The 24,042-nt window shown below is 71.2% G+C and carries 28 protein-coding genes; 19 read left to right on the forward strand and 9 right to left on the reverse strand.

What is annotated here, in order from left to right; translation table 11 throughout:
• The first annotated feature begins 351 nt into the window (after nucleotides 1-351).
• From VLI41_RS10940 to VLI41_RS10965, 6 genes are all read left to right on the forward strand, one after another.
• Complete coding sequence (locus VLI41_RS10940; RefSeq protein WP_325268107.1) at nucleotides 352-996, forward strand: hypothetical protein; 645 nt, start codon at nucleotides 352-354, stop codon at nucleotides 994-996.
• Nucleotides 997-1,088: 92 nt separating this feature from the next.
• On the forward strand, nucleotides 1,089-2,060 hold the full coding sequence (locus VLI41_RS10945; protein ID WP_325268108.1) for an NAD-dependent epimerase/dehydratase family protein: 972 nt from the start codon (nucleotides 1,089-1,091) through the stop codon (nucleotides 2,058-2,060).
• Between the two features lie 385 nt (nucleotides 2,061-2,445).
• The gene (gene ptsP / locus VLI41_RS10950; RefSeq protein WP_325268109.1) at nucleotides 2,446-4,710 is read left to right on the forward strand and encodes a phosphoenolpyruvate--protein phosphotransferase; all 2,265 of its coding nucleotides are present in this window, start codon (nucleotides 2,446-2,448) and stop codon (nucleotides 4,708-4,710) included.
• Nucleotides 4,711-4,861: 151 nt separating this feature from the next.
• On the forward strand, nucleotides 4,862-6,022 hold the full coding sequence (locus VLI41_RS10955; RefSeq protein ID WP_325268110.1) for a helix-turn-helix domain-containing protein: 1,161 nt from the start codon (nucleotides 4,862-4,864) through the stop codon (nucleotides 6,020-6,022).
• Nucleotides 6,023-6,068: 46 nt separating this feature from the next.
• Nucleotides 6,069-7,220 carry a flavodoxin-dependent (E)-4-hydroxy-3-methylbut-2-enyl-diphosphate synthase gene (gene ispG / locus VLI41_RS10960; RefSeq protein ID WP_325268111.1) on the forward strand — a complete coding sequence of 384 codons (1,152 nt, stop codon included), beginning with the start codon at nucleotides 6,069-6,071 and terminating at the stop codon, nucleotides 7,218-7,220.
• Nucleotides 7,221-7,437: 217 nt separating this feature from the next.
• A complete protein-coding gene (locus tag VLI41_RS10965) occupies nucleotides 7,438-7,731 on the forward strand; it encodes a hypothetical protein (protein WP_325268112.1) in 294 nt (97 codons plus the stop codon).
• 95 nt (nucleotides 7,732-7,826) lie between these two features.
• Here the strand turns inward: VLI41_RS10965 and VLI41_RS10970 are convergent, their stop codons facing one another.
• Both VLI41_RS10970 and VLI41_RS10975 read right to left on the reverse strand, forming a co-directional pair.
• Nucleotides 7,827-8,120 (reverse strand): hypothetical protein, encoded by a 294-nt coding sequence (locus VLI41_RS10970; protein WP_325268113.1) that lies wholly within the window; start codon nucleotides 8,118-8,120, stop codon nucleotides 7,827-7,829.
• A gap of 69 nt (nucleotides 8,121-8,189) precedes the next feature.
• Nucleotides 8,190-8,768, reverse strand: a complete 579-nt coding sequence (locus VLI41_RS10975) for a pyridoxamine 5'-phosphate oxidase family protein (protein ID WP_325268114.1) — start codon at nucleotides 8,766-8,768, stop codon at nucleotides 8,190-8,192.
• A gap of 84 nt (nucleotides 8,769-8,852) precedes the next feature.
• On the opposite strand from VLI41_RS10975, the gene prfA reads away from it, so the two are divergent.
• The 7 genes from prfA (at nucleotide 8,853) to VLI41_RS11010 (ending at nucleotide 14,116) form a co-directional block, all read left to right on the forward strand.
• The gene (gene prfA / locus VLI41_RS10980) at nucleotides 8,853-9,929 is read left to right on the forward strand and encodes a peptide chain release factor 1 (protein WP_325268115.1); all 1,077 of its coding nucleotides are present in this window, start codon (nucleotides 8,853-8,855) and stop codon (nucleotides 9,927-9,929) included.
• Between the two features lie 101 nt (nucleotides 9,930-10,030).
• Complete coding sequence (locus tag VLI41_RS10985; protein ID WP_325268116.1) at nucleotides 10,031-10,183, forward strand: hypothetical protein; 153 nt, start codon at nucleotides 10,031-10,033, stop codon at nucleotides 10,181-10,183.
• Between the two features lie 49 nt (nucleotides 10,184-10,232).
• Nucleotides 10,233-11,018 (forward strand): MOSC domain-containing protein, encoded by a 786-nt coding sequence (locus VLI41_RS10990; protein ID WP_325268117.1) that lies wholly within the window; start codon nucleotides 10,233-10,235, stop codon nucleotides 11,016-11,018.
• Nucleotides 11,015-11,884 (forward strand): peptide chain release factor N(5)-glutamine methyltransferase, encoded by an 870-nt coding sequence (gene prmC / locus VLI41_RS10995; protein WP_325268118.1) that lies wholly within the window; start codon nucleotides 11,015-11,017, stop codon nucleotides 11,882-11,884. Before VLI41_RS10990 ends, prmC begins: the two co-directional genes overlap by 4 nt.
• A 258-nt stretch (nucleotides 11,885-12,142) precedes the next feature.
• Entirely contained in the window at nucleotides 12,143-13,066 is a 924-nt protein-coding gene (locus VLI41_RS11000; RefSeq protein ID WP_414692546.1) for a DUF4167 domain-containing protein, read from the forward strand.
• Nucleotides 13,067-13,128: 62 nt separating this feature from the next.
• The gene (locus VLI41_RS11005; protein WP_414692547.1) at nucleotides 13,129-13,605 is read left to right on the forward strand and encodes a Fur family transcriptional regulator; all 477 of its coding nucleotides are present in this window, start codon (nucleotides 13,129-13,131) and stop codon (nucleotides 13,603-13,605) included.
• Nucleotides 13,606-13,645: 40 nt separating this feature from the next.
• A complete protein-coding gene (locus VLI41_RS11010) occupies nucleotides 13,646-14,116 on the forward strand; it encodes a 5' nucleotidase, NT5C type (protein WP_325268120.1) in 471 nt (156 codons plus the stop codon).
• 4 nt (nucleotides 14,117-14,120) lie between these two features.
• On the opposite strand, the gene VLI41_RS11015 is transcribed toward VLI41_RS11010, so the two are convergent.
• Nucleotides 14,121-15,008 carry an RcnB family protein gene (locus tag VLI41_RS11015; protein ID WP_325268121.1) on the reverse strand — a complete coding sequence of 296 codons (888 nt, stop codon included), beginning with the start codon at nucleotides 15,006-15,008 and terminating at the stop codon, nucleotides 14,121-14,123.
• 125 nt (nucleotides 15,009-15,133) lie between these two features.
• Here VLI41_RS11015 and VLI41_RS11020 point away from each other — a divergent pair, with 125 nt between their 5' ends.
• On the forward strand, nucleotides 15,134-15,676 hold the full coding sequence (locus VLI41_RS11020) for a DUF924 family protein (protein ID WP_325268122.1): 543 nt from the start codon (nucleotides 15,134-15,136) through the stop codon (nucleotides 15,674-15,676).
• A 133-nt stretch (nucleotides 15,677-15,809) separates the two neighbouring features.
• A complete protein-coding gene (locus tag VLI41_RS11025) occupies nucleotides 15,810-16,655 on the forward strand; it encodes a thymidylate synthase (RefSeq protein WP_325268123.1) in 846 nt (281 codons plus the stop codon).
• A gap of 9 nt (nucleotides 16,656-16,664) precedes the next feature.
• On the opposite strand, the gene VLI41_RS11030 is transcribed toward VLI41_RS11025, so the two are convergent.
• On the reverse strand, nucleotides 16,665-17,090 hold the full coding sequence (locus VLI41_RS11030) for an OsmC family protein (protein WP_325268124.1): 426 nt from the start codon (nucleotides 17,088-17,090) through the stop codon (nucleotides 16,665-16,667).
• 89 nt (nucleotides 17,091-17,179) lie between these two features.
• Here VLI41_RS11030 and VLI41_RS11035 point away from each other — a divergent pair, with 89 nt between their 5' ends.
• Complete coding sequence (locus VLI41_RS11035; RefSeq protein ID WP_325268125.1) at nucleotides 17,180-17,698, forward strand: dihydrofolate reductase; 519 nt, start codon at nucleotides 17,180-17,182, stop codon at nucleotides 17,696-17,698.
• A 69-nt stretch (nucleotides 17,699-17,767) separates the two neighbouring features.
• A complete protein-coding gene (locus tag VLI41_RS11040) occupies nucleotides 17,768-18,679 on the forward strand; it encodes an SMP-30/gluconolactonase/LRE family protein (RefSeq protein ID WP_325268126.1) in 912 nt (303 codons plus the stop codon).
• Nucleotides 18,680-18,846: 167 nt separating this feature from the next.
• On the opposite strand, the gene VLI41_RS11045 is transcribed toward VLI41_RS11040, so the two are convergent.
• A complete protein-coding gene (locus VLI41_RS11045) occupies nucleotides 18,847-19,308 on the reverse strand; it encodes a GFA family protein (protein WP_325268127.1) in 462 nt (153 codons plus the stop codon).
• A gap of 119 nt (nucleotides 19,309-19,427) precedes the next feature.
• Between VLI41_RS11045 and VLI41_RS11050 the strand changes: the two genes are divergently transcribed.
• Nucleotides 19,428-20,705, forward strand: coding sequence for a cytochrome P450 (locus VLI41_RS11050; RefSeq protein ID WP_325268128.1), 1,278 nt, complete (start codon nucleotides 19,428-19,430; stop codon nucleotides 20,703-20,705).
• Nucleotides 20,706-20,770: 65 nt separating this feature from the next.
• Nucleotides 20,771-21,202 carry a CHRD domain-containing protein gene (locus tag VLI41_RS11055; RefSeq protein ID WP_325268129.1) on the forward strand — a complete coding sequence of 144 codons (432 nt, stop codon included), beginning with the start codon at nucleotides 20,771-20,773 and terminating at the stop codon, nucleotides 21,200-21,202.
• Between the two features lie 37 nt (nucleotides 21,203-21,239).
• Here VLI41_RS11055 and VLI41_RS11060 read toward each other — a convergent pair whose 3' ends face one another.
• Genes VLI41_RS11060 through VLI41_RS11075 form a run of 4 tightly spaced genes read right to left on the reverse strand, consistent with a single transcriptional unit; the run spans nucleotide 21,240 to nucleotide 24,030 of the window.
• On the reverse strand, nucleotides 21,240-22,463 hold the full coding sequence (locus VLI41_RS11060) for an acyl-CoA dehydrogenase family protein (protein WP_325268130.1): 1,224 nt from the start codon (nucleotides 22,461-22,463) through the stop codon (nucleotides 21,240-21,242).
• A gap of 4 nt (nucleotides 22,464-22,467) precedes the next feature.
• The gene (locus VLI41_RS11065) at nucleotides 22,468-22,761 is read right to left on the reverse strand and encodes a putative quinol monooxygenase (protein ID WP_325268131.1); all 294 of its coding nucleotides are present in this window, start codon (nucleotides 22,759-22,761) and stop codon (nucleotides 22,468-22,470) included.
• A 55-nt stretch (nucleotides 22,762-22,816) separates the two neighbouring features.
• Entirely contained in the window at nucleotides 22,817-23,695 is an 879-nt protein-coding gene (locus VLI41_RS11070) for a DMT family transporter (protein WP_325268132.1), read from the reverse strand.
• A gap of 47 nt (nucleotides 23,696-23,742) precedes the next feature.
• Complete coding sequence (locus VLI41_RS11075; protein ID WP_325268133.1) at nucleotides 23,743-24,030, reverse strand: hypothetical protein; 288 nt, start codon at nucleotides 24,028-24,030, stop codon at nucleotides 23,743-23,745.
• Nucleotides 24,031-24,042 lie beyond the last annotated feature (12 nt).

Consider the following 24,042-nt stretch of genomic DNA (forward strand, 5'->3'; position numbering starts at 1 on the left):
TCAGCACCAGCCCGAGCGCGAAGAAGCCCCACCTGCGCATCGCTGTCCCCCGATATTGCCCCGCAGCGCACGATGGGCCGGAACCGGCTTGCGCTCAAGCTTGCGCGCAGCGGGCCTCTCCCGGGCGCAGAGCGCGACGGAGACGTCAGGAGAGGGTGGCGCCGGCGGGGCGGGCGTCCGGCGATTGGGAAGGAGGTTCCGCCGGAGCCAAGGTGAGCCGATGAACTTTACGCCAGTTTGCGGCGGTGCATCCAGCAAAGCGCCGATCTCGTCGATGATCCCGCCGCGACCTCGCGTTTCGGCGGCTCGGCTTCGGTGGTCCCGGGTTCGTGAATTCTGGGAGGTACGCCTGTGCCGCAAACGAAATCTGCATCGGACGCTGGCCTTCACCTGGGGCAGACAGCGGACCGCACAAATCCCGACAACAACGGCCTGCACCTTGGCCAAGTGCTCGACCGCACCCTGGACGGAAACAAGGGCCTCCACCTCGGCGAGACCAGCACCTCGGACCAAAACCTCATCGTCAACGGGGAGTTTGATCAGCCATTGGTCAACGGCCAGGTCCCGGGCTGGTATGCGCCCGCAGGTCAAGAATTCAGCGTCAGCTCGGGACCCGACCCCTTTCTCGGGCTGGGGCTGCAACCGCTGCCCGGGGGTTCGTATGAGGGTCAGATATCGCAGGACGTCAACGCCCGCACGGGCGAGGCCTACACATTGCGTTTCGGGGCGATCAGCGTCTTTTCATCGCTCGTCCCGCACCCGACGCCGCAGGTCATCTGGGACGGCTCGCCCGTGGACGTCACGATCGTCGCCTCCCACATCCTCGATCCATTGATCATTTCGGAGGAGCTGACCTATGAGGCGACCGTGATCGGGCAGCCGGGCGTGGACACGCTCACTCTGCGCATCGTCGACCCGGACAACGTCGGCGCGCCGGTGTTCGACGAGGTCTCCTTGGTTCCATCCTCGGCGCCAACCGGCTGGCTGGTCGGGTGATGAGCCTTTCCGGCATTCGGCGCGGCCGCGTCGGAGACGCGCTCACCGCTTCTGCGGGGTAGCTTCGCCGCCATCTTCGCGGAGAGGGCGGCATGCGGGTGATGGTGCTGGGGGCGACGGGGTTCATCGGGCCGGCGGTGCTCCGGCGGCTCGCCGCGCTCGGCCATGAGGCGCTGGCGGTTTCCCGCCATCCCATCGAAGGCTCGGGATCGTTGCGCGGCGATCGAGGCGACCCAGGCGCCATCGCCCGGCTGGCGGGCGAACAGAGGATCGAGGCGGTGATCGACCTCATCGCCTACACGGCGGCCGCGACCGAGCCCCTGCTGCAGGCGCTGGCGGGAAACGTCGGCCGTTATGTGCTGGCGAGCTCGGGCGACGTCTACCGGCAGGCCGACGGCTGGCGTCGGAAGCCCGGCGCCGGGCCGCCGCTGGCGCGGCTCACCGAGGACGCGCCGCTGAGGACCAACCCCCACCCCTATCGCGGCGAGCGGCCGCGCGCGCCCGACGATCCGCAGGCCTGGATGGACGACTACGACAAGATCCCCATCGAGCGCGCCGCCCTGGCGCAGCCGGGCCTCGAGGCCGCCGTCGTGCGGCTGCCGATGGTGTTCGGGCCGGGCGACCGCAACCGGCGCTTCGGCTGGGCGATCGGCCCGATGCTGGCCGGGCGGCCCGCGATCGAGGTGGACGCGCAGTGGGCCGCCTGGCGCTCGACCTACGGCTACGTGGACGACGTCGCCCACGCCCCGGCGCTCGCCGCGGTGCATCCGGCCGCGGCCGGACGAATCTTCAACGCCGGGCCTTCGGACACGCCGGACCACGCCGCCTGGGCCGGGCGCCTGGCGCGGCTCATCGGCTGGCGGGGCGAGCTGCGGCGCGTGGCGCGCCAGGACGTCCCCCAGCCGCTGCGCGGCGCGCTGGACGGCCTCGACCTCAGCTATCCGCTGGCGATGGACACCCGCCGCATCCGCGCCGAGCTGGGCTACGCCGAGATCACGGCGCCGGACGAGGCCCTCGCGCGCACCATCGCCGACGAACGGAGCCGAGCTCAGTTCAAAAGTTGAAGACAACCGCGGAAAACGCGGAAAGGCGCGGATAAAAGTTCTCGTATTGTCCTTCGTATTTGCGCGCGACCGGACTGGAGGTGGGCTTGTTCGTGAACCTCGGCGCAAGTCCGCGCGTCGAAATCGAGCGCTTCGCGCTCACTCCTTCCGCGCCTTCCGCGTTTTCCGCGGTTCCTTTCACCGAAGCTTCCCATCACATCTAGCGCCGCAGAAACCCCAAGCTGCGCCTTCTGCGGGGCGCGGAAGCGCCTACCTAAGCGGGGGCGCCCGATCGGGCGGCAGATGCGCCAATCGCCGCAAGCGGGCTCTTTCCGTCTCCGTAGCGACACGTAATGCTGCTACGAGCGCGCCGGGGTTGAGAGGGAGGCTCGAGGGCCTAGGGCAGATGGCGGTTCCGGGGGTTGCGATCCGAGGCCAGCGGAGCCTGCTCAAGCAGATCCGCGAGGCGCTCGCCTCCGGCGGGCCGGCGCAGGCGCGGCTGAACGCCGTCGTGCGCATCATCGCCCGTTCGATGGTGGCCGAGGTCTGCTCGCTCTACATGCGCCGCGCCGGCGGCGAGATGGAGCTGTTCGCCTCGGAGGGCCTCGACCCCAAGGCGGTGCACGTGACCCGCATGGAGCCCGGCGAGGGCCTGGTGGGCGAGATCATGCGCGCCGGCCGGCCGCTGAACCTGGCCGATGCGCCGGAGCACCCGGCCTTCTCCTACCGCCCGGAGACCGGCGAGGACCCCTACCACGCCTTCATGGGGGTGCCGCTGCTGCGCGGCGGCCGGGCCATCGGCGTGCTGGTGGTGCAGAACCGCACCGAGCGCGTCTACACCGACGACGAGGTCGAGGACCTGCAGATCGTCGCCATGGTGCTGGCCGAGATGGTCGCTTCCGGCGAGCTGATCAGCCAGGACGAGCTCAAGGGCGTGGAGATCGCGCCGCACCGGCCGGAGCGGCTGAAAGGGCTGCGGTTCTCGGAGGGGCTGGCCTACGGCGTGGCCGTGCTGCACGAGCCGCCGGTCGCCCCCTCGCAGCTCCTGGCCGACGACGTGGTCGCCGAGGAGGCGCGGCTGAAGGCCGGCGTCCAGGGCCTGCAGGCGCAGATCGACCAGATGCTGGAGGGCCAGGCCGGGCTGGTGGAGGCGCCCTTCGAGGTGCTCGAGACCTACCGCATGTTCGCCCACGACCGCGGCTGGAACCGCAGCCTGGAGGACGCGGTGCGCAACGGCCTGACCGCCGAGGCGGCCGTCGAGCGGGTGCGCTCCGAGCACCGGGCGCGGCTCGGGCAGGCCCGCGATCCCTATCTGCGCGAGCGGCTGCACGACCTGGAGGACCTCAACGACCGGCTGCTGCGCCACCTGTCCGGCGACGGCCACATCGCCCGCACGCTGCCGGAGAACGCGATCCTGATCGCCCGCAACCTGGGGCCGGCGGACCTGCTGGAATACGACCGCAAGAAGCTGCGCGGCCTCCTGCTGGAGGAAGGCTCGGCCGCGAGCCACGCCGCGATCATCGCCCGCTCCCTGGACATCCCCTGCGTGGGCCGGCTGCCGGGCCTCAGGGACCGGGTCTCGGAAGGCGACATGGTGATCGTCGACGCCGAGACCGGCGAGGCCTACCTGCGGCCGCGGACCGACGTGGTGAAGGCGATCCAGGCGCGCATCGACGTCCGCCGCCAGCGCCGCGCCGAATTCGCCAAGCTGCGCGACACCCCGGCCTTCACCCGCGACGGCGGCAAGGTCGCCATCCTGATGAACGCCGGCCTCGACGTCGACCTCGACATCCTGGGCGAGACGGGCGCGGAGGGCATCGGCCTGTTCCGCACCGAGTTCCAGTTCATGGTCGCCGAGGAGATGCCGCGGCTGGAGGCCCAGGCCCAGCTCTACGGGCGGGTGATGGACGCCGCGGGCGACCTGCCGGTCACCTTCCGCACCCTCGACCTCGGCGGCGACAAGGTGCTGCCCTATCTGGAGGCCGAGCGGGAGGACAACCCGGCGCTCGGCTGGCGCGCCATCCGCATGGGGCTGGACCGGCCGGCGCTGCTCAGGCTGCAGCTGCGCGCCCTGATCACCGCCGCGCGCGGCCGGCCGCTGCGGGTGATGTTCCCGCTGGTCGCCAGCGTCGACGAATTCCGCGCCGGCCGCGCCCTGGTGGACACCGAAGTGGCCTGGGCCCAGCGCCGCGGCCGCCTGCCGCCGTCGCGGCTCGACGTGGGCGCGATGATCGAGGCCCCGTCGGTCATCTGGCACCTCGACGCCCTGCTGCCGATGACGGACTTCGTCTCGGTCGGGACCAACGACCTGATGCAGTACCTGTTCGCCGCCGACCGCGGCAACGCGCGGGTCTCCGATCGTTACGATCCCCTGTCGCCGCCCGCCTTGCGCGCGCTGGAGCAGATCCAGCGGGCCTGCGCCGAGACCGGCACCCCGGTCAGCGTCTGCGGCGAGATGGCGGGCCGGCCGCTGGAGGCCTTCGCGCTCGTCTCGCTGGGCTTCGAGGCGCTCTCCATGCCGCCGGCCGGCGTGGGCCCGGTCAAGCGCATGGTGCTGTCGTGCGACCGCGAGGCAGCCCGACGGGGGGTCTCGGCGTTGCTGAAGAGCAGCGCCGGTTCGGTACGCAACGAAATCGAAACACTGGCGCGCAAAATCTACTTGGCGATCTGAGGTTTGGGCCGAATCACGTGACCGAAGACCGCATTGAGCGTCACCGGGGCGCATGTTACGCGAGGGTCCATCCACGAACACGCGCGAGTCCCGGGGCTTTGGTCCGCCGCGACGGTCTCGGCGCGGCGTGCGCATCGGGGTGCTGACAGCCATGGCGCTCGACACCGGCGGCCTCTCCGATCTTCCGCTGCAGGCGGCCGAGCCGGCCGTCGGCGTGACGGCGGCGGCGCGCGCGCCCGACCTGCATTCGGGCGCCGATATCGGCGAGGCGCTGCGCCTGATCCGCGAGCACCTCGGGCTGTCGATCGAGGACCTCGCCGAACGCACGCGCGTGCGGGCGAGCTTCCTGGCGGCCCTCGAGCAGATGCGCCTGGAGACCCTGCCCTCGCGCCCGTTCGTGATCGGCTACATCCGCGCCTACGCCCAGACGCTCGGCCTCGACCCGGACGTGGCGGCGGAGCGGTTCAAGGCCGAGGAGCCGGTACTCGACGAGCCGCTCGCCGCGCCGCTCGGCATGGGCGACGAGCGCGATCCCAGGGTGGGGATCTTCGTGGCCGGCGCCTGCGTGCTCGTCGCCGCGATCATCGCCTGGAACGTGGTCCAGCGGATCATGAGCGAGACGGCGCCGCCGACGCCGACCGCCTCGGCGACCGTGGCCGAGAAGGCCCTGGCCGAGGTCAAGGCCGGCCCGGTGACGCTGGGCGCGCCGCTGCCGGCGCCCGTGGAGTCGACCACGCCGCCGCCTTACCTCACGCCGGGCATCGAGAAGGCGAAGAAGGCGGACGGCACGCCGCTCGATCCCGCCGCCGCGGCGGCCGCGGCGGCCGGATCCGCGACCGCCTCGGCCGACCCCAACCTGCCCGCCGCCTTCACGCCGCAGGGCGCGCTGTTCGGCGCGCCGAAGGGCCAGCCGGCCGCCGCCATCCTGCAGGCGCTGAGGCCGGCGCTGCTGGTGATCCACGGCGCCGACGGCTCGGTCTATTTCGCCCGCCAGCTCACGCCCGGCGAGGCCTACCGCGTGCCGCAGCTCGGCGGGCTGAGCGTCGACGTCTCCGAGCCCGGGGCGTTCCAGGTGTTCGTGGGCGGCCAGTCCAAGGGCGTGCTGCCCGCTCCGCTCACCCCGGTCGCCAAGCTGCTCGGGATCGCCGCGAGCCCGGCCAAGACCGCCCGGGCGGCGCCGGCCGGCGCGGCGAGGCCGGCGGTCGCCGCGCCCAAGCCGGTGAGAGCCGCCGCCTCGCCGAAGGTCACCCAACCCAAGCCGTCCGTCCCGAAGCCCCGCGCGAGCGCGCCGACCGAATTGCCGCCGACCTAGCGCCGCACTTGGGGCCAGCCGGAAAAGCGCCTATTTTCGCGCCGCCATGACCGCCCCCGTCCGCACCACCGATGCCGCCCACTATCGCCCCTGGCGCGCGATCCAGCGCCGCCCGTCGCGCAAGATCCGCGTCGGCGAGGTCGAGGTGGGCGGCGACGCCCCGATCACCGTGCAGTCGATGACCAACACGCTGACCGCCGATGCGGCCGCGACCATCGACCAGATCCGCCGGCTCGAGGAGGCGGGCGCCGACATCGTGCGGGTCTCCTGCCCGGATGCGGACTCGACGGCGGCGTTCAGGGCGATCGCCAAGGCCGCCAAGGTCCCGCTCGTGGCCGACATCCATTTCCACTACAAGCGCGCCATCGAGGCGGCGCAGGCGGGCGCCGCCTGCCTGCGGATCAACCCCGGCAACATCGGCTCGCCCGAGCGGGTGCGCGAGGTGATCCAGGCCGCCCGCGACCACGGCTGCTCGATGCGCATCGGCGTCAACGCCGGCTCGCTCGAGCGCGAGCTGCTGGAGCGCTATGGCGAGCCCTGCCCGGAAGCCATGGTGGAGAGCGCGCTTTCGCACGCCCGCATCCTGCAGGACCACGACTTCCACGAGTTCAAGATCAGCGTGAAGGCCTCCGACGTGTTCATGACCGTCGCCGCCTACCAGCTGCTGGCCGAGGCCATCGACTGCCCGCTGCACCTGGGCGTCACCGAGGCCGGGGCGACCCGCACGGGCACGGTGAAGTCCTCGATCGGCATGGGCTCGCTGCTGTGGGCCGGGATCGGCGACACCATCCGGGTCTCGCTGGCGGCCGACCCGGTCGAGGAGATCAAGGTCGGCTTCGACATGCTGAAGGCGCTCGGCCTCAGGCACCGCGGGGTCAACATCATCGCCTGCCCCTCCTGCGCCCGCCAGGGCTTCAACGTGATCGAGACCGTCGCCACCCTGGAAGAGCGGCTGGCGCACATCGCCACGCCGATGAGCCTGTCGATCATCGGCTGCGTGGTGAACGGGCCGGGCGAGGCGCTGATGACCGACCTGGGCTTCACCGGCGGCGGCAAGGGCGCGGGCATGGTCTACCTGGCCGGCAAGCCCGACCACAAGATGGACAACGCGGCTATGGTCGACCACATCGTCGAGCTGGTCGAAGCCAGGGCCCGCGAGATCGAGGCGGCCAAGCCCGCCGCGCTGGCGGCGGAATAGTTGCTCCCCCTGAGGGGGAGCTGTCGCGGAGCGACTGAGGGGGCTTCCGCCCAGAACCCACAGCCGGGCCGCGGATGAAACCCCCTCCGCTCCTTCGGAGCACCTCCCCCTCAACGGCGCTGCGCGCCTGGGGGAGGAACTAAACCTGACGCCTGCGTCACTCTTGCGCGGGTCCGTCAACCACGGTTAGGTGACGCCCTCATAACCGGAGGGACCCATGTCCGCTGACGGCAACTGGAAGATCACGATCAACACGCCGATGGGCGCGCAGACGGTGAACGCCAACATCAAGACCAACGGCGACACCTTCACCGGCACCACCGAAGGGCAGATGGGCAAGCAAGAGGTCAGCGGCAAGGTGAATGGCGACACCCTCACCTGGAACGCCGACATCACGCAGCCGATGCCGATGACCTTGGAGTTCACGGCCACGGTCGCGGGCGACAACATGAACGGCAACGTCAAGCTCGGCATGTTCGGCAACGCGCCGCTGAGCGGCGTTCGCGTCTAGCCGCCGCCTCCGCAACGGCCAAGGCCCGCGCCGGCGACGGAGCGGGCCTTTTCCGTGGGCTGGATCCCGGCTCGAGGCCGGGACGGCCGCTGCGGTCACTTGCTCGGATTGACGCTGCCGGCGGCGTTGTTGGCCGCGGAGCCGACGCTGTCGGCGGCATGGCCCACGCTGGAGGCCGCGCCGGTCACCGCGCTCGTGCGCAGCGTGTCGTTGCGGTTCGCGGTCAGCAGGAAGAAGGCCACGATCGCCACCAGGGCGAGGACCGCGATGCCGATGATCACGCCGCCGACGCCGGAGCCGCCGCGGTCGACGTAGGTCGTGCCGCTGTCGCGCTCGACCACGCGATCGGTCGAGCCGTCCGGGTGCTCCGTCACTCGTTCAGTCGCCATTTGTGAATCTCCATCGTGTCACCTGCGCCGTAACCCGCTGGGCGCTGGAGGCGTTCCGACAGCGGCGCTTCAGCGGCGGCGCGGCGGGACCACGTCGGCGAACATCTCGAAGCTCTTCCATTTCGGCTCGAGCGGCGGGAGTGCGGCCTGCGGCAGGTAGGGCGAGGCCGCCTTGAGCTCGAGGTTCGGGACGTAGCGCGGGCAGTTGGGGAAGATGTCGACCGGGGTCACCTTGACCAGCAGCTGGGCGCCGGGGATCTGCGCGATCAGCGGATCGTCGCGCACGACCTCGGCCCGGCCGTTGACCCGCAGCCGTCGCGGCGCCTCGCCCATGGCGATGAACAAGAGGCCGACATGCGGATTGACCGCGATGTTGCCGAGGCTCTTGAACATGCCGTTGCCGTCGTAGTCCGGGAACACCAGCAGGTCCGGCCGGGCGACGCGGACGAACCCCGGCGGGCCGCCCTTGAACGAGCAGTCGGGCCGGCCCTGCGCATCGGCGGTGGCCAGGAAGAAGAACCCGAGGCCCCCGACGAAGGCCGCGTCGTCGTCGTTGAAGCGGTCGCGCCTCAGCTTCTCCGCCAGCCGGTCGGCCAGCGCGCGGCTGCCGAAGGCGTCCTGCAGCTCGCGATTGCCCTCGTGGTACATGGCCGCATCGCCTCCCCCCGCGCCGGTTTGCAAGCCGCCCCGGGAAGGCTAGACAAGCTCCCCTTTCGGCAAGGCGTCCAGACGTTGCGACTTCCCCAGGCCCGGCTCGACCAGGTGCTCGACCGCTTCCGCGAGGTGGAGGCGCGGATGGCCGCCGCCACCGAGGGCGGCGAGATCGTCCGGCTGGCCAAGGAGCATGCGGAGCTCAGGCCGGTGGCCGAGGCGGTGCAGGGCCTGGAGCGCGCCCGCGCCGAGCTGCCGGAGCTCGAGGAGATGGCGGGCTCCGGCGACGCGGAGATGGCCGAGCTGGCGCGAGGCGAGCTGATCGAGCTGAACGAGCGGCTGCCCGAGCTGGAGCGGCAGGTGGCCCTGCTGCTCGCGCCCAAGGACCGCGACGAGAACGCCTCGGCGATCCTGGAGGTCCGCGCCGGCACCGGCGGCGACGAGGCGGCGCTGTTCGCCGGCGACCTGTTCCGCATGTACCAGCGCTACGCCCAGGCGCACGGCTGGCGGGTGGAGATCGAAAGCGCCTCCGAGGGCGAGATGGGCGGCTACAAGGAGATCATCGCCTCGATCACCGGCGAGGGCGTGTTCGGCCGGCTGAAGTTCGAGAGCGGCGTCCACCGCGTGCAGCGCGTGCCCGAGACCGAGGCGCAAGGCCGCATCCACACCTCCGCGGCGACCGTCGCGGTGCTGCCGGAGCCGCAGGACGTCGACATCGAGATCCGCGACCAGGACCTGCGCATCGACACCTACCGCTCCTCCGGCGCCGGCGGGCAGCACGTCAACAAGACCGATTCGGCCGTGCGCATCACCCACCTGCCGAGCGGCATCGTGGTGACCTCCTCGGAGAAGTCGCAGCACCAGAACCGGGCGCGGGCGATGAAGGTGCTGCAGGCCAGGCTCTACGAGCAGCAGCGCGAGCAGCTCGACAGCGCCCGCGCCGAGAACCGCAAGGCCCAGGTGGGCTCCGGCGACCGCTCCGAGCGCATCCGCACCTACAACTTCCCGCAGGGCCGGGTGACGGACCACCGCATCAACCTGACCGTCTACAACCTGCCCAAGGTGCTGGAGGGCGAGGCGCTGGACGACGTCATCGATCCCCTGATCGCCGAGGACCAGGCCGCCCGCCTCGCCGCCCTGGAAGAGGAACTGGCCTGACCGCTCCGAGCGCCTGGCGCAGCCGCGCCCGCGATTTTGCGCGCGCGCCAGGCGCGCATCTGCGATGAAGGCCAGCGCGCGAGGGCGACCCAGGAGAACCGATGAAGCCGCCGTCCAAGGAGCCCGCCCGCCCGACCGAGACCTATGCGCCGCCGACCCCCAGGGTGTCGCGGCAGAAGGCGGGCCGAGTGCTGAGCGCCGCCGAGCGCGCCGCATTCCTCGCCGGCCGGCCGGACCTGAAACCCAAGAGCTGAGGCCGCCCGGCGCTTGTGCCGCGCGGGCTGTTCCGGCTAGGCCAGCGCCATGAGCGGTCTCCTGGCGGGCATCTTCCGGCATCCGGTGAAGGGCTTCACGCCCGAACCTCTGACGAGCGTCGAGCTGGCCCCCGGCCAGGGCTTCCCGTTCGACCGCATCTACGCGGTGGAGAACGGCCCCTCCGGCTTCGACGAACGGGCGCCGGCGTTCGTGCCGAAGCAGAAGTTCACGGTGCTGGCCTCCCTGCCCAAGGTGGCGGCGGTGCGCACCCGCTATCACGGGGCGTCCGGCGATCTGGAGGCGAGCGCGCCGGGGGCCCCGCCGTTCTTCGGCCAGCTGACCGCGCCGGCGGGCCGCGCCGCGTTCGCCCATTGGCTGGCCGGAATCCTCGGGGAGGACGCGCCGGGGCCGCTGAAGGTCATCGCGTCGCCGGAGTCCTGGCGCTTCACCGATCATCCCCTGGGCCAGGTCTCGGTGATCAACCTGGCGAGCATCGCCGATCTCTCGCGGCGCATGGGGGCGGAGCTCGATCCCTTGCGCTTCCGCGCCAACCTCTATGTGGACGGCTGGCCGGCCTGGGCCGAGCACGGCTGGACGGGCAGGAAGCTGATGCTCGGCTGGGCCGAGGCCGAGGTGTTCAAGCCCATCGTCCGCTGCGCCGCCACCGAGGTGAATCCGGCGACCGCCGAGCGCGACCAGGACATTCCCAAGGCGCTGTTCGAGGCCTTCGGCGACATGCATTGCGGGGTCTATGTGCGGGTGACCCGGCCCGGCCGGGCTAGCCTGGGCGACGCCTGCACCGCGCCGCAGGAGGAGCCCGCCGCCCTGTCATGACGCTGACCCTGCTCTCCGCCTGGCAGGCCGCCAGGGAGCGCCTCGAGCGGGCGGGGCTCGCAGGCCCGGTGATCGACGCGCGCCTGCTGGTCGAGGCCGCCTGCGATGCGACGCGAGCGGAGATCGTGACCGATCCCTATCGTCAGCTCAGCGCCGAGCAGGAAGACCGGCTGAACGCCTATCTCGCGCGCCGCGAGCACCGCGAGCCCGTCGCCCACATCCTGGGCCGCAAGGGCTTCTGGAAGATCATGCTGAACGTCAACGGCCATGTGCTGACGCCGCGGCCCGACACCGAGACCGTGGTGGACGCCGCCCTGAAGGCGGTCGCGCCCCACGCGCCGGCGTCGATCCTCGACCTCGGCGTGGGCTCGGGCGCGATCCTCCTGGCGATCCTCGCCGAGCGCCCGGCCGCCACCGGCCTGGGGGTGGACGCCTCCGAGGAAGCGCTGGCGGTGGCGCGCGACAACGCCGCCTCGCTGGGGCTGGCGGGACGCCTCGCCCTGCTGCGCGGCGACTGGACCGAGGGCCTGGCCGAGGCGAGCTTCGACCTGGTGGTCTCCAATCCACCCTACATCGCCTCCGACCTGATCGAGACGCTGGAGCCTGAGGTCGCCCGCTACGAACCGCGCCTGGCGCTGGACGGCGGCCCCGACGGGCTCGCCGCCTACCGCACCCTGGCGCCCGAGATCCTGCGCGTTCTGAAGCCCGGCGGCCGGTTCGCGGTGGAGATCGGCTACGACCAGAAGACGCCGGTGGAAGCGCTGTTCCGGGCGGCCGGCGCGGCGGAGGTGACCACGCTCCGCGACCTCGGCGATCGCGACCGTGTCGTCACAGGCGCCAAAAAGCCCTTGGAAACGAAGACCTGACTCGCTACTTAAGGGACGTCTCCACCCAAAGCCGGCTTGCGGCCCGAGCGTCCCGTCGGACGCGACCGCCCGGCAGGCGCGACGCTTCTAACAAAGCCTCTCGCTGAACAGCTTCCGGGCGGAAGACGGGGAACATAGCGTCTTCACCATTGACAGGGCCGCCGCCCGATCCCGCTGAAGGACCAGCCGACCTCTCGACGAGGCCGCCTGGGGAGCAGCCAACAAAACGGTCAAAGAATAATGAGAGATTTCAAGGGTATGAAGCGTCAGCGGGGACGTAACCGCGGCGGTGGAGGCGGCAAGCCGCAGCAGCAGAACGCCAATCGCGCCTTCGATTCCAACGGGCCCGAGGGCATCAAGGTCCGCGGCAACGCCCAGCACGTGTTCGAGAAGTACCAGCAGCTGGCGCGCGACGCGAACGCCGGCGGCGACCGGGTGCTGGCCGAGAACTACCTGCAGCACGCCGAGCATTACTTCCGCCTGCTGCGCGCCATCCAGCCGCAGCGTTCGGCCAGCGAGATCCTGGGCCGCGACCAGTTCGCCTCCGGCTTCGACATCGACTTCGAGGACGAGGGCGCCCAGGCCCAGGCCGAAGCCGCCGATGAGGCCGCCGAGGGCGAGCCCGAGACCGCCGACGCCCGCGGCGGCGGCGGCGAGCGCTGGCGCGAGCGCGATGAGCGCCCTCGCGACGAGCGGCCCCGTGACGAGCGGCCGCGCGACGAGCGGCCTCGCGACGAGCGGCCTCGGGACGACCGGTCCCGCGATGGCCGCGACCGGGATCGCCGCGACCGCTGGCGCGGGGAGCGGGACGACCGCCCCCGCGACGAGCGTCCGCGGGAGGAGCGGCCGCGCGACGAACGCCCGCGCGACGAGCGGCCTCGCGACGAGCGGCGCGACCGCTTCGAGCGTCGCGACCGCGAGCCCGAGCGCGGCGAGGCGCGCGATCCGCTGGCCGTGGTCGAGCCGCGGGCCGCCGCCCCACTGGGCGAGGAGCGCGGCTCTCCGGTGCTGCGCGACGCGGAGGGCGGGGAGAGCCATGCGCCGGCCTTCCTGCAGGCCCCCGCCCGCCGCGATGGCGAGGAGGACGCCGGCCAGGCGCGGAAGCCGCGCCGCCGCCGCACCCCGCGCCCCCTCGACGGTGAGTCGAGCGGACGCGCCTCCAACGAGGCGGAAGAGGCCTGAGCCGCACGGCCGGCTGTTGCCGTGAAAGCACATTCGCGGTTAGCTCGCCGCGGAGGCTGGCCGTGTCTGACTGTCACCATGGGGATCAGGATCATCCCGGGCTGAAAGGCCTGGCGCTGCGGCGCGCCATGGCCGCGGCCGAAACCCGCTGCGCGCGCACGCACGAGCGCCTCACCCCGCCGCGCCGCCGCGTTCTGGAGCTGCTGCTCGAGGCCGACCAGCCGCTGAAGGCCTATGACCTGATCGCCGCCTACGGCGAGGCTGGCGAGCCCGCCAAGCCGCCCACCGTCTACCGCGCGCTCGGCTTCCTGGAGCGTCTCGGCTTCACCCACCGGATCGAGAGCCTGAACGCCTATGTCCCCTGCCGGCTCGACGGTCCGGACCATCGGGCGGCGTTCCTGATCTGCGATTGCTGCGGAGCCGCGGAGGAATTCGAGCCGGACTTCAGCGCCGAACTCGCGGCCGCCGACGCCGCGGGCTATGCGGTCCAGAGCATCACCTTGGAAGCGCGCGGACTTTGCGCCGCCTGCCGCGACTAGGCCCCGGACCCCGGCGATGGGCGAGGCGTTAGCGCATGCCATGCGCCGGCAGATCTTCCTCGATTGCGATGGCGTCCTGGCGGACTTCGACGCCGGCGCCGAGGCCGTGCTCGGCCTGCCGCCGCAGGTCTTCGAGACGCGGCACGGGGCGCGCGAGTTCTGGCGCAGGCTGGCGCGCGCCGAGGGGTTCTTCGAGCGCCTGCCGCCGATGCCGGACGCCTACGAGCTCTACGACGCGGTCAAGCACAAGGACCCGGTGATCCTCACCGGCATGCCGCGCGGGACCTGGGCCGAGCCGCAGAAGCGCCGCTGGGCCGAGCGCCACTTCCCAGGCGTGCCGGTGATCACCACCATGGCCGCGGTCAAGCACGAGCACCGCCATCCCGGCGACGTCCTGGTCGATGACCGCGACCGCTACCGCCATCTCTGGGAGGCCGAGGGCGGAGTCTTCGTCCACCACAAGGACGCCCGCAGCTCCATCGAGGCGCTGCGGGCGATGGGCTACATCTGAGCGCTCACCAGAAGATCTCGCGGATCACCTGGACGATGCGGCCGTCGTATTCGTCGACCAGCAGGGCGTCGTCGCCCGCGCGCACCCACTCGTAGCCGGGCGGCGGATAGGGCAGATCGTAGTCCCACCAGTCCTCGATCAGGTAGTCGGGGCTGGTCCAGAAGATCGGCGGCAGGATCTCGCCGAAGGCGAACTCGCGGAACCCGAAGCCGCGCGGCCAGAAGAACCGGCCCCGGTGGAACCGGTGATGGCTGCGGAACATGTGCGGATAGCGGTGCTGGTCCCAATGCGGCCGGTCGTGGTCCCAGCCGGTGCGGTCGTGCTGCTGCACGAAGCGCTGGCGGTCGCCCGCGCCGAAGCGCTGGTCGGGGCGCACGTCGCGGAAGCGCTCGCCCTCGGGCCGGTTCGGGATCACCTGCGCGCCGGGCCGCGGCCCGCCGCGCCAGCGGTCGGCGTCGGGTCCGACCACCTGCGGGGCGCGCTGTTGGGGTCGCCCTCGCCACTGCGGGCCGGGACCGGCGCGGTCGCGGCTCCATTGCCGGTGATCGGGCGGGGGGCCCTGCGGAGCGACCTCGGCCGCCCGCTCGCCGGGCGCGAAGCTGCGGCCCGGCCAGGCGTGGTCGCCCCGTCCGGGCGCAAACGCGCGGCCCTCGCCGGGCCCCATGCGTGGCGGGGCGGCATGGGCGGGCGCAGGCGCGGGCGGCGCCATGGAGGCGGCCGGCGCGGGCGCCGGCTGGCGGGCTTCGGCGGAATGCTGGCGCCAACCCGGGCGGCCTTCGCCGCGCCCATCCTGTGGATGGTCGCCGCGCGGACCCCCCTCCTGGGCGAGCGCGGCGCCGCCGCCCGCCACCAGGATCAGCGCCGCAAGCGCGGCTGTGGTCTTCGTCTTCATCGGTTCGTCGCGACCCTTCTGGTCGACCCTCTGCGACAAGCTTGCGCGGCCCTATCTGAACCGTGCTTGAACGCCGCCTTGGCCGGCCCCAACTGTGCCGCATCGTTTCGGAGACGCCCAAGCTCGTGCCCGCCACGCCCAACGACGTCCTGCACTTCTGGCGCGAGGCCGGCCCCGCCAGGTGGTTCGCCAAGTCCGACCGCTTCGACGGATCGATCCGCCTGAAGTTCGAAGCCGTCCACCATGCCGCGGCCCGCGGCGAGCACGACGGCTGGGCCGACACGGCCGAGGGCGCGCTCGCCCTCCTGATCCTGCTCGACCAGTTCCCGCGCAACCTCTACCGCGGCTCGGGCCACGCCTTCGCCACCGACCTCAAGGCGCGCAGCTTCGCCCGCGCCGCCGTGGCCGCCGGCTTCCACAGGGAGGTCGCCCCGGAGCTGCGGCAGTTCTTCGTGCTGCCGTTCGAGCATTCCGAGGCCATGGCCGACCAGGACCAGGCGCGCCGGCTGGCCGATGAGCTCGCCGATCCCGACATCGCCAAGTGGGCCAAGATCCACCGCGACATCATCGCCCGCTTCGGCCGCTTCCCGCACCGCAACGCCTGCCTCGGCCGCGCCACCACGCCCGAGGAGCAGGCCTTCCTCGACGAGGGCGGATTCGGGGGGTGAGCCCTCGCACTGGGTTCCGGCTCTCCCGCCCGCCTGCGCGGGCGTCCGACCGGGATCACGGGTCTTTTGAGTTGTGGATTGCGACTCAGCTTTAATCCAGCGCGCATCGCGAATCAGGCACCCTCTCCCTCCGATGCCCGTCCAGGTCTCCATCGCCGATCGCTACCAGGCCGCCCCGGAGCATCCGGAGCGGCAGTACCTGGAGCTGCTGGCCGACATCCTGGCGAACGGCGTCGAGCGCGGCGACCGCACCGGCGTCGGCACCCTGGGCGTGTTCGGCCGCCAGATGCGCTTCGACCTGGCCCACGGCTTCCCGCTGCTGACCACCAAGAAGCTGCATCGCAAGTCGATCATCCTGGAGCTGCTGTGGTTCCTGCGCGGCGACACCAACGTGCGCTGGCTGCAGGAGCGCGGGGTCTCGATCTGGGACGAGTGGGCCGATCCGGCCGGCGAGCTCGGGCCGGTCTACGGCAAGCAGTGGCGCTCCTGGGCCGCGCCGGACGGCCGGGTGATCGACCAGATCACCGGCGTGGTCGAGGCCCTGAAGACCAATCCCAACTCGCGCCGCCACATCGTCTCGGCCTGGAACCCAGCCGAGGTCGACGACATGGCCCTGCCGCCGTGCCACTGCCTGTTCCAGTTCTACGTGGCCGAGGGGCGGCTCTCCTGCCAGCTCTACCAGCGCTCGGCCGACGTCTTCCTGGGCGTGCCGTTCAATATCGCCAGCTACGCGCTGCTCACCCTGATGATGGCCAAGGTGACGGGCTATCAGCCCGGCGAGTTCGTCCATACGCTGGGCGACGCCCACCTCTACCTGAACCACGTCGAGCAGGCCCGCCTGCAGCTCTCGCGTGAGCCCCTGCCCTTTGCGCAGATGAAGCTCGCGCCGAAGACGGATCTCTTCAGCTTCGAGTTCGACGACTTCCAGCTCGAAGGCTACCGCGCCCATCCGAGCATCGCGGCTCCGATCGCGGTCTAGCGCGCCGCCTCAGCCCTCCAGCTTCGCATCCAGGCTGATCTCGGCGTTCAGCACCTTGGAGACCGGACAGTTCTGTTTCGCGCCGTTGGCGAGCTCGCTGAACTTGCCCTCGTCCAGGCCCGCGACGCGGGCGCGCAGCGTCAGCGCCGAGCGGGTGATCCGGAAGCCCTGGCCCTCCTGTTCGATGTCCACCGCGGCTTCGACGCGCAGCTCCTGCGGCGTCACGCCGGCGCCTTGCATCGCGAACGCCAGCGCCATGGCGAAGCAGCCCGCGTGCGCGGCGGCGATGAGCTCCTCCGGGTTCGTGCCCGGCTCGTTTTCGAAGCGGGTCCTGTAGCCGTAGGGGCTGTCTGACAGCACGCCCGAGGCGGTCGTCAACCGGCCCGTCCCGTCGCGCCCCGAACCCGTCCAGATGGCGTTGGCCTTGCGGATCATGCCTCGTCTCCCTTGCTGCCGTCGCGCCCGCCCAAGCCGTTCTAACCCCCGGGCGTTCCATCGGCCGCCGGAATTGCTAAGACGACGCCATGCCCTCGGTCACCCTCGCCGCCGGACCGGTCGCCCGCGCCCGCAACGGCGTGATCGGCAAGGGCGGCCATCTGCCCTGGCGACTGAAGTCCGACCTGGCGATCTTCCGCGAGGTGACCATGGGCAAGCCCGTGATCATGGGACGCAAGACCTTCGAGAGCCTGCCCGGAGGCGCCTTGAAGGGCCGCACCAACATCGTGCTCAGCCGCGGGCGCGGCTACGAGGCGAAGGGCGCCGTGGTCTGCGACGACTTCGCCGAGGCGGTGCAGATCGGCCGCGAGCAGGCCGCCGAGGACGGCGCGGGCGAGGTGTGCGTGATCGGCGGCGCCTCGCTCTTCGAGCTGGCGCTCGGCAGGGCGCAGCGCCTCTACCTCACCGAGGTCGAAGGCGAGCCCGACGGCGACGTGACCCTGCCGCCGATCGACGAGAGCCGCTGGCGCGAGGTGCGGCGCGAGCATCACCCGGCTTCGGAGGCCGACCAGTACGCCTTCACCTTCCGCGTGCTCGACCGGCGCTGAGCCCTTCCCTTCCCCGCGGGCGGCGTGGCTATAGTCGCCGCCGCTCAAGGATCAGCAAGGGAGACGCCTGTGGATATCGAGCTCGTCACCGAGGGCCTGGAATTCCCCGAGGGCCCGATCGCCATGGCCGACGGCTCCGTGATCCTGACCGAGATCAAGGGCCGGCGGCTGACGCGGGTGAAGCCGGACGGCTCGAAGGAGGTGGTGGCCGAGACCGGCGGCGGGCCGAACGGGGCGGCGATCGGGCCGGACGGGGCGATCTATGTCACCAACAACGGCGGCTCCTTCGAGTGGCTGGACGTCAACGGCCTGACCATCCCGGGTCCGACGCCCGCGAGCCACACGGGCGGCTCGATCCAGCGGGTCGACATCGCCTCGGGCAAGGTGGAGACCGTCTATGACAGCTGCGAGGGCAGGCGCCTGATCGGGCCGAACGACCTGGTGTTCGACAAGGCCGGCAACATCTGGTTCACCGACCATGGCTGCTCGACGCCGGAGGGGCGGAAATTCGGGGCGGTCTATTACGCCCGGCCGGACGGCGGCTCCATTTCCCGACAGCGCGATCACATCATCTCGCCGAACGGCATCGGCCTCTCGCCCGACGAGACGGTGGTCTACGTGGCCGACACCAACCTCGGGCGATTGTGGGCGTTCGACGTGGAGAGCCCCGGCGCGCTGGCGGCGGGGCCAGGCTTCGCGCCGGGCCGCGTCGTGCACAACCTGGCGGGCTACCAGCTGCTCGACAGCCTGGCGGTGGAGGCCGGCGGCAAGGTCTGCGTGGCCACCATCATCAACGGCGGGATCACCGCCTTCGACCCGGACGGCGCGATCGAGCACTATCCGTTCCCGGACCTGGTGTGCACCAACATCTGCTTCGGGGGCGCCGACCTGCGCGACGCCTGGATCACCGCCTCCTCCACCGGCAAGCTCTACAAGTGCCGCTGGCCGCGCCCGGGCCTGAAGCTCAACTTCAACGCCTGACCCATGTTCCTCCCCTCAGGGGGGCTACCGCATATGGCGCTCGCTTAGTCCGTTATCCCGGCCGCAAGCCCGCCTCGCGGGCTGCAGAGCCGGGACCCAGCTCCGGTGCGCGGCGCTCCTGGGTCCAGCTCGATGTGCGATCGCCCTGCCCTCAGGGGAGCATCCGGCTAGCCCAGCACCGCCTTGCGGCGGGCGAGGCTCTCCGCGGGCCAGACCTCGGCGGAGCTGTAGTAGGCCGCAAACACCTTCGCGCCCTCGGGCAGCCGGACCCACGGCTGCTTGGAGCGCGTGTAGATGTGCACGTCGGGCGGGAGGGCGGTGGGATCGTCCAGCGTGCCCACCCGCATGAAGCGCACCGCCGGGCCGGCGCCGTACTCCGACCACAGCGCCGTGCCGCATTGTGCGCAGCGGATGATGTCGTGCGGCTGGCCCGAGTCGGTGGGCATGCGCGAAACCGTCACCTCGCCCTCGACCTGCACGCGGTCCGCCTCGATCAGGGCGTTCAGCACGAAGGCCGAGCCGGTCTGCCGCTGGCAGTCCAGGCAATGGCAGCAGTGGGTGATCATCGGCGGCGAGGCCATCCGGTAGGTGACCGCCCCGCAGGCGCATCGGCCGGCAAGCTCCGTCATGGCTCGATCCTAGCGGTGGCTTGCCGCCAGCCTGGTGTCAGCAGGAAACCTGACGCCCGCGTCATCTTGTTCGCGGGCCGGCGATCGGCGATGATGCCGGCTCTGCAGGAGGACACCCCATGGACGACGCTTCGATCGACGTGAAGCGCGCCGCGCGCGAAGCCGCCTATTCGATGCCGCTCGAGGACATCAATCCGGTCGACCCGCAGATGTTCAGGGACGACACCTGGCACCCCTATTTCGAGCGGCTGCGCAAGGAGGACCCCGTCCATTGGGCCAAGTCGGAGGAAGAGGACGTCGGCGGCTACTGGTCCGTCACCCGCTACAACGACATCATGGCCATCGACACCAACCACCAGGTGTTCTCCTCGATCCCGACCATCGTGCTGCCCGACCCGGCGGAAGACTTCACGCTGCCGATGTTCATCGCCATGGACCCGCCCAAGCACGACCAGCAGCGCAAGACGGTCTCGCCCATCGTGGCGCCGCCCAACCTGGCGCTCATGGAGCCGGTGATCCGCGAGCGCGCGGCCAAGATCCTCGACGACCTGCCGATCGGCGAGGAGATCGACTGGGTCGACAAGGTCTCCATTGAGCTCACCACCATGACGCTGGCGACGCTGTTCGACTTCCCGTGGGAGGACCGGCGCAAGCTCACCCGCTGGTCGGACGTGGCCACCGCCGCGCCGGAGAGCGGCATCTTCGGCACCACCGATCCCGAGGAGGCCGAGCAGAAGCGGCGCGTCGAGCTCTTCGAGTGCGTCGACTACTTCATGAATCTCTGGAACGAGCGGGTCAACGCGCCGCCCCGGCCCGACCTGATCTCCATGCTGGCGCACGGCGAGTCCACCAAGGACATGGACCGCATGGAGTACCTGGGGAACCTGATCCTGCTGATCGTCGGCGGCAACGACACCACCCGCAACACGATCTCCGGCTCGATCTACGCGCTCTCCCAGAACCCCGACCAGGAGCGGATCCTGCGCGCCAACCCGGACATCATCCCCTCGATGGTCTCCGAGACCATCCGCTGGCAGACGCCGCTCGCCTACATGCGCCGCACCGCGCTCGAGGACTTCGAGATCGGCGGCAAGACCATCAAACAGGGCGAGAAGATCGCCATGTGGTACGTCTCGGGCAACCGCGACGAGACGGTGATCGACCGGCCGAACGACTACTGGATCGAGCGGCCGCGGGTGCGCCAGCACCTCTCCTTCGGGTTCGGCATCCACCGCTGCGTCGGCAACCGGCTGGCCGAGCTGCAGCTGAAGATCATCTGGGAGGAAATCCTCAAGCGCTTTCCGCGGATCGAGGTCGTGGGCCCGCCCAAGCGGGTCTATTCCTCCTTCGTGCACGGCTACGAACACCTGCCCGTGGTGATCCCGACGCGCAACTGAGGTTGACGGCGCCTGCGCCAGACCCTCTGATCTGCGCCCGGGTCGGGAAACCAGGGGAGGATCACATGACGATGCAATTCGCCGCCGTGCTTGCGGCGGTCTCGAGCTTGGCGCTGGCCGGCGCGGCGCAGGCGGCCACGACCCATCTGATGGCAAACATGTCCGGCGCCAAGGAGAAGCCGACCGCCGGCGACGCCAAGGCCACCGGCATGGCCCATCTGACCGTCGACACCGACAAGAACCAGGTCTGCTACGAGCTGACCACCCAGAACCTCGCGCAGCCGATCATGGCCCACATCCACAAGGGCGGCCCCGATGCGGCGGGTCCTGTCGCCGTGCCGCTCACCCCGCCCGACGCCAACGGCCACAGCCAGGGCTGCGCCAGCGCCGACGCCGCCGTGGTCAAGGACATCGCCGACAATCCCGGCAACTACTACGTCAACGTCCACTCCACGGCCTTCAAGGCCGGCGCGATCCGCGGCCAGCTCGGGAAATGATCTCCTTCTCCCGCAAGGGGGAGAAGGGTTGCGGCCCTCACAGCCCCAAGACCATCTTGGCCATGATGTTGTGCTGGATCTCGTTGGAGCCGGCGTAGATCGAGGTCTTGCGGTAGTTGAAGTACATGGGCGCGACGGGCGCCGCCCAGTCCGGGCCGGCGCGCGGCGCGTTGGTGCGTCCTTCGATCTCGGCCCAGGTGTCCTGCACGAAGGGGGCGGCGTAGACGCCGGCGGCCTCCAGGGCGAGCTCGGTCATCACCTGCTGCATCTGGCTGCCCTCCAGCTTCAGCATGGAGGAGACCGCGCCCATCGCCTCGCCGCTGGAGCGGCCGGCGAACACCCGAAGCTCGGTGGCGTTCAGCGCCTCGGTCTTGATCTCGGCCTCGACCAGCTTGCGGCGGAACACCGGATCGTCCAGCACCCGGCCGCCCAGGCCGCTGCGCTCGATGCCGGCGATTTCCTTCACCCGGTGCAGCATGTGGGCGAGCCCCGGCGCATAGGCGCTGCCGCGCTCGAACTGCAGCAGGTACTTGGCGTAGGTCCAGCCCTCGCCTTCCTTGCCGATCCGGTTCGCGACCGGCACGCGGACGTTGTCGAAGAAGACCTGGTTGATCTCCTGGTCGCCCGGCCGGGGGCCGTCCAGCGTCGGCAGCGGGACGATCGAGATGCCCGGCGTCGTCATGTCGAGCAGCAGGAAGGAGATGCCCTTCTGCTTGATCTCCGCCTGGCTGGTGCGCACCAGGCAGAACATCCAGTCGGCCCACTGGGCGTAGGTCGTCCAGATCTTCGAGCCGGAGAGCACGTAGTCATCGCCGTCGCGCGTCGCCTTGAGGGCCAGCGAGGCGAGATCCGATCCGGCGCCCGGCTCGGAGTAGCCCTGGCACCACCAGACGTCGGTCGCCAGGATCTTCGGCAGGTGCTCCCGCTTCTGCTCGTCGGAGCCGAACGCCATGATCACCGGCGCGCACATCTTGAGGCCCATGTTGCTGGTCGAGGGCGCGCCGGCGAGCGCCATCTCCATCTCGAAGATGTACTTCTCGGTCAGGCTCCAGCCCGTGCCGCCGTATTCCACCGGCCAGTCGGGGGCGATCCAGCCCTTCGCGTGGAGCCGCTTCAGCCAGCGGACCTGGCCGGCCTTGTCGAGGTGGGCGTTCTTCGACTGGGCGGCGTGGGCGCGCATGTCGGCGTCGAACGCCTCGGCGATGAAGGCGCGGACCTCGTCGCGGAACGCGAGGTCGTGCGGGCTGAAGTCGAGGTCCATGGGCCTACTCCACCGTATCCAGGCGCTCGATCTCGGCGCGGCCGGCCAGGCAGGGCCCGAGCTTCGGTCCGGCCGCGCGGAAGTAGTCGGTCTGGCCGTGATGGCTGAGCGCCTCGGCGTCCTTGTAGAGCTCGAGCACCTTGTAGGTGTTGGGGTCCGACTGGCTGCGGGTGAGCTGGTACATCAGGCAGCCCTGCTCGTTGGCGCGCACCTGCCGGGCGAGATCGGCGAACACCGCCTCGAAGTCCGCGTTCTTGCCGTCCTGCACCTTCAGCGTCGCGACGATCCCGATGCCCATGCCGTGCCTCCAACGATTGTTTGAACCCGGACGGTAGAGCCGGAGGAACCGGGGCTCAAGCCTGACGCGGCGTCCGCCGCCAGAGCGCCAGGCCGACGCCGCCCAGGGTCAGCGCCGAGGCGATCGCCAGCCGCGGCGTCAGCGGCTCGGCCAGCAGGGCGACGGCGCCCAGGGCGGCGATCGCCGGCACGGAGAGCTGCACCATGGCCGCCCGCGCCGAGCTCAGGCCGCGAAGCGCCGCGTACCAGATCGCGTAGCCGCAGCCGGAGGCGAGCGCGCCGGAGGCCGCCGCCAGCCCCGCGCCCTCGGGGCTCGCGTGCAGCCGGGCCAGCGAGACGACGGCGACGATCAGCACGATCGGCGCCGCGCAGATGAAGTTCGCCGTGGTCTGCGCCAGCGGATCGGAGGCCCCGCGGCCGACCAGCGAATAGACGCCCCAGGCGAGGCCGGCGAGCGCCATCAGCAGGCATCCCACGGGATCGGGAGCCGAGAGGCCCGGCGCCGCCAGGTAGCCGAGGCCGCCGAGCGCCGCGGCCAGGCCCAGCCAGGCGAGCGGCTGCGGGCGTTCGCCGGTGCGCAGCGCCCAGGCGAACATGGTGAGCTGCACCGCGCCGAACAGGATCAGCGCCCCGGCCCCCGCCTTCAGCGTGAGGTAGGCGAAGCCGAAGCAGACCATGTAGGCCGTGAGCGCCGCGACCGAGCGCCAATCCGCCTTCAGCGACGGCGCCCGGCGGCGCTGGAGCGTCACGATGAGGCTGAGCGCGACCGCGCCCGAGACCACGCGGATGGCCGTGAAGCTCGCCGGGTCGATCCGGCCGCCCGCCATGGCCAGGCGGCAGAGCAGGGAATTGGCCGCAAAGGCGAGCATGGCGACCGACGTGAGCGCCGCGATGCGCAATCCCGTCGATGGACTGGAGATCGTCGCCTCGGCCATGCACGCCCCCCGTGGGCGGCGACCTTAGCGATCGAGAGGCGCCTGGCCTAGCTGCGTTCGTTCCAGCCGTAGGCGACCCAGTGGTGGCCGCCCAGGCGCCGGGCTTCGATGACGCCGTCGCTGCGCCGGGCCCGCGCGGTGCGGCGGGCCCGGAGGGCGAGGCCGGCCAGCGCCAGCAGCGCGCTCGACATCACCGCGATCACCGCCAGGGTGGCCGCGAAGATGACCGCCAGGACCGCGCCCACGATCACCGCCGCCGCCGCGGCCAAGGCGCCGCCGACCGCCGCCAGGCTGCGCAGCGCCGATCCGTGGTCGTTGGCGAATTCCTTCACCATGGTTTCCTCTTG

The sequence above is a fragment of the Phenylobacterium sp. genome (assembly GCF_035475775.1).
Classification (GTDB): domain Bacteria; phylum Pseudomonadota; class Alphaproteobacteria; order Caulobacterales; family Caulobacteraceae; genus Phenylobacterium.

Excerpts from the sequence above, each read along its gene's own strand:
- VLI41_RS10945 (WP_325268108.1), top strand. The coding sequence starts at position 1,089 with ATGCGGGTGATGGTGCTGGGGGCGACGGGGTTCATCGGGCCGGCGGTG.
- ptsP (WP_325268109.1), top strand. The coding sequence starts at position 2,446 with ATGGCGGTTCCGGGGGTTGCGATCCGAGGCCAGCGGAGCCTGCTCAAG.
- VLI41_RS10955 (WP_325268110.1), top strand. The coding sequence starts at position 4,862 with ATGGCGCTCGACACCGGCGGCCTCTCCGATCTTCCGCTGCAGGCGGCC.
- ispG (WP_325268111.1), top strand. The coding sequence starts at position 6,069 with ATGACCGCCCCCGTCCGCACCACCGATGCCGCCCACTATCGCCCCTGG.
- VLI41_RS10965 (WP_325268112.1), top strand. The coding sequence starts at position 7,438 with ATGTCCGCTGACGGCAACTGGAAGATCACGATCAACACGCCGATGGGC.
- VLI41_RS10970 (WP_325268113.1), bottom strand. The coding sequence starts at position 8,120 with ATGGCGACTGAACGAGTGACGGAGCACCCGGACGGCTCGACCGATCGC.
- VLI41_RS10975 (WP_325268114.1), bottom strand. The coding sequence starts at position 8,768 with ATGTACCACGAGGGCAATCGCGAGCTGCAGGACGCCTTCGGCAGCCGC.
- VLI41_RS10985 (WP_325268116.1), top strand. The coding sequence starts at position 10,031 with ATGAAGCCGCCGTCCAAGGAGCCCGCCCGCCCGACCGAGACCTATGCG.
- VLI41_RS10990 (WP_325268117.1), top strand. The coding sequence starts at position 10,233 with ATGAGCGGTCTCCTGGCGGGCATCTTCCGGCATCCGGTGAAGGGCTTC.
- prmC (WP_325268118.1), top strand. The coding sequence starts at position 11,015 with ATGACGCTGACCCTGCTCTCCGCCTGGCAGGCCGCCAGGGAGCGCCTC.
- VLI41_RS11000 (WP_414692546.1), top strand. The coding sequence starts at position 12,143 with ATGAAGCGTCAGCGGGGACGTAACCGCGGCGGTGGAGGCGGCAAGCCG.
- VLI41_RS11010 (WP_325268120.1), top strand. The coding sequence starts at position 13,646 with ATGCGCCGGCAGATCTTCCTCGATTGCGATGGCGTCCTGGCGGACTTC.
- VLI41_RS11015 (WP_325268121.1), bottom strand. The coding sequence starts at position 15,008 with ATGAAGACGAAGACCACAGCCGCGCTTGCGGCGCTGATCCTGGTGGCG.
- VLI41_RS11025 (WP_325268123.1), top strand. The coding sequence starts at position 15,810 with ATGCCCGTCCAGGTCTCCATCGCCGATCGCTACCAGGCCGCCCCGGAG.
- VLI41_RS11030 (WP_325268124.1), bottom strand. The coding sequence starts at position 17,090 with ATGATCCGCAAGGCCAACGCCATCTGGACGGGTTCGGGGCGCGACGGG.
- VLI41_RS11035 (WP_325268125.1), top strand. The coding sequence starts at position 17,180 with ATGCCCTCGGTCACCCTCGCCGCCGGACCGGTCGCCCGCGCCCGCAAC.
- VLI41_RS11045 (WP_325268127.1), bottom strand. The coding sequence starts at position 19,308 with ATGACGGAGCTTGCCGGCCGATGCGCCTGCGGGGCGGTCACCTACCGG.
- VLI41_RS11050 (WP_325268128.1), top strand. The coding sequence starts at position 19,428 with ATGGACGACGCTTCGATCGACGTGAAGCGCGCCGCGCGCGAAGCCGCC.
- VLI41_RS11055 (WP_325268129.1), top strand. The coding sequence starts at position 20,771 with ATGACGATGCAATTCGCCGCCGTGCTTGCGGCGGTCTCGAGCTTGGCG.
- VLI41_RS11060 (WP_325268130.1), bottom strand. The coding sequence starts at position 22,463 with ATGGACCTCGACTTCAGCCCGCACGACCTCGCGTTCCGCGACGAGGTC.
- VLI41_RS11065 (WP_325268131.1), bottom strand. The coding sequence starts at position 22,761 with ATGGGCATCGGGATCGTCGCGACGCTGAAGGTGCAGGACGGCAAGAAC.
- VLI41_RS11070 (WP_325268132.1), bottom strand. The coding sequence starts at position 23,695 with ATGGCCGAGGCGACGATCTCCAGTCCATCGACGGGATTGCGCATCGCG.
- VLI41_RS11075 (WP_325268133.1), bottom strand. The coding sequence starts at position 24,030 with ATGGTGAAGGAATTCGCCAACGACCACGGATCGGCGCTGCGCAGCCTG.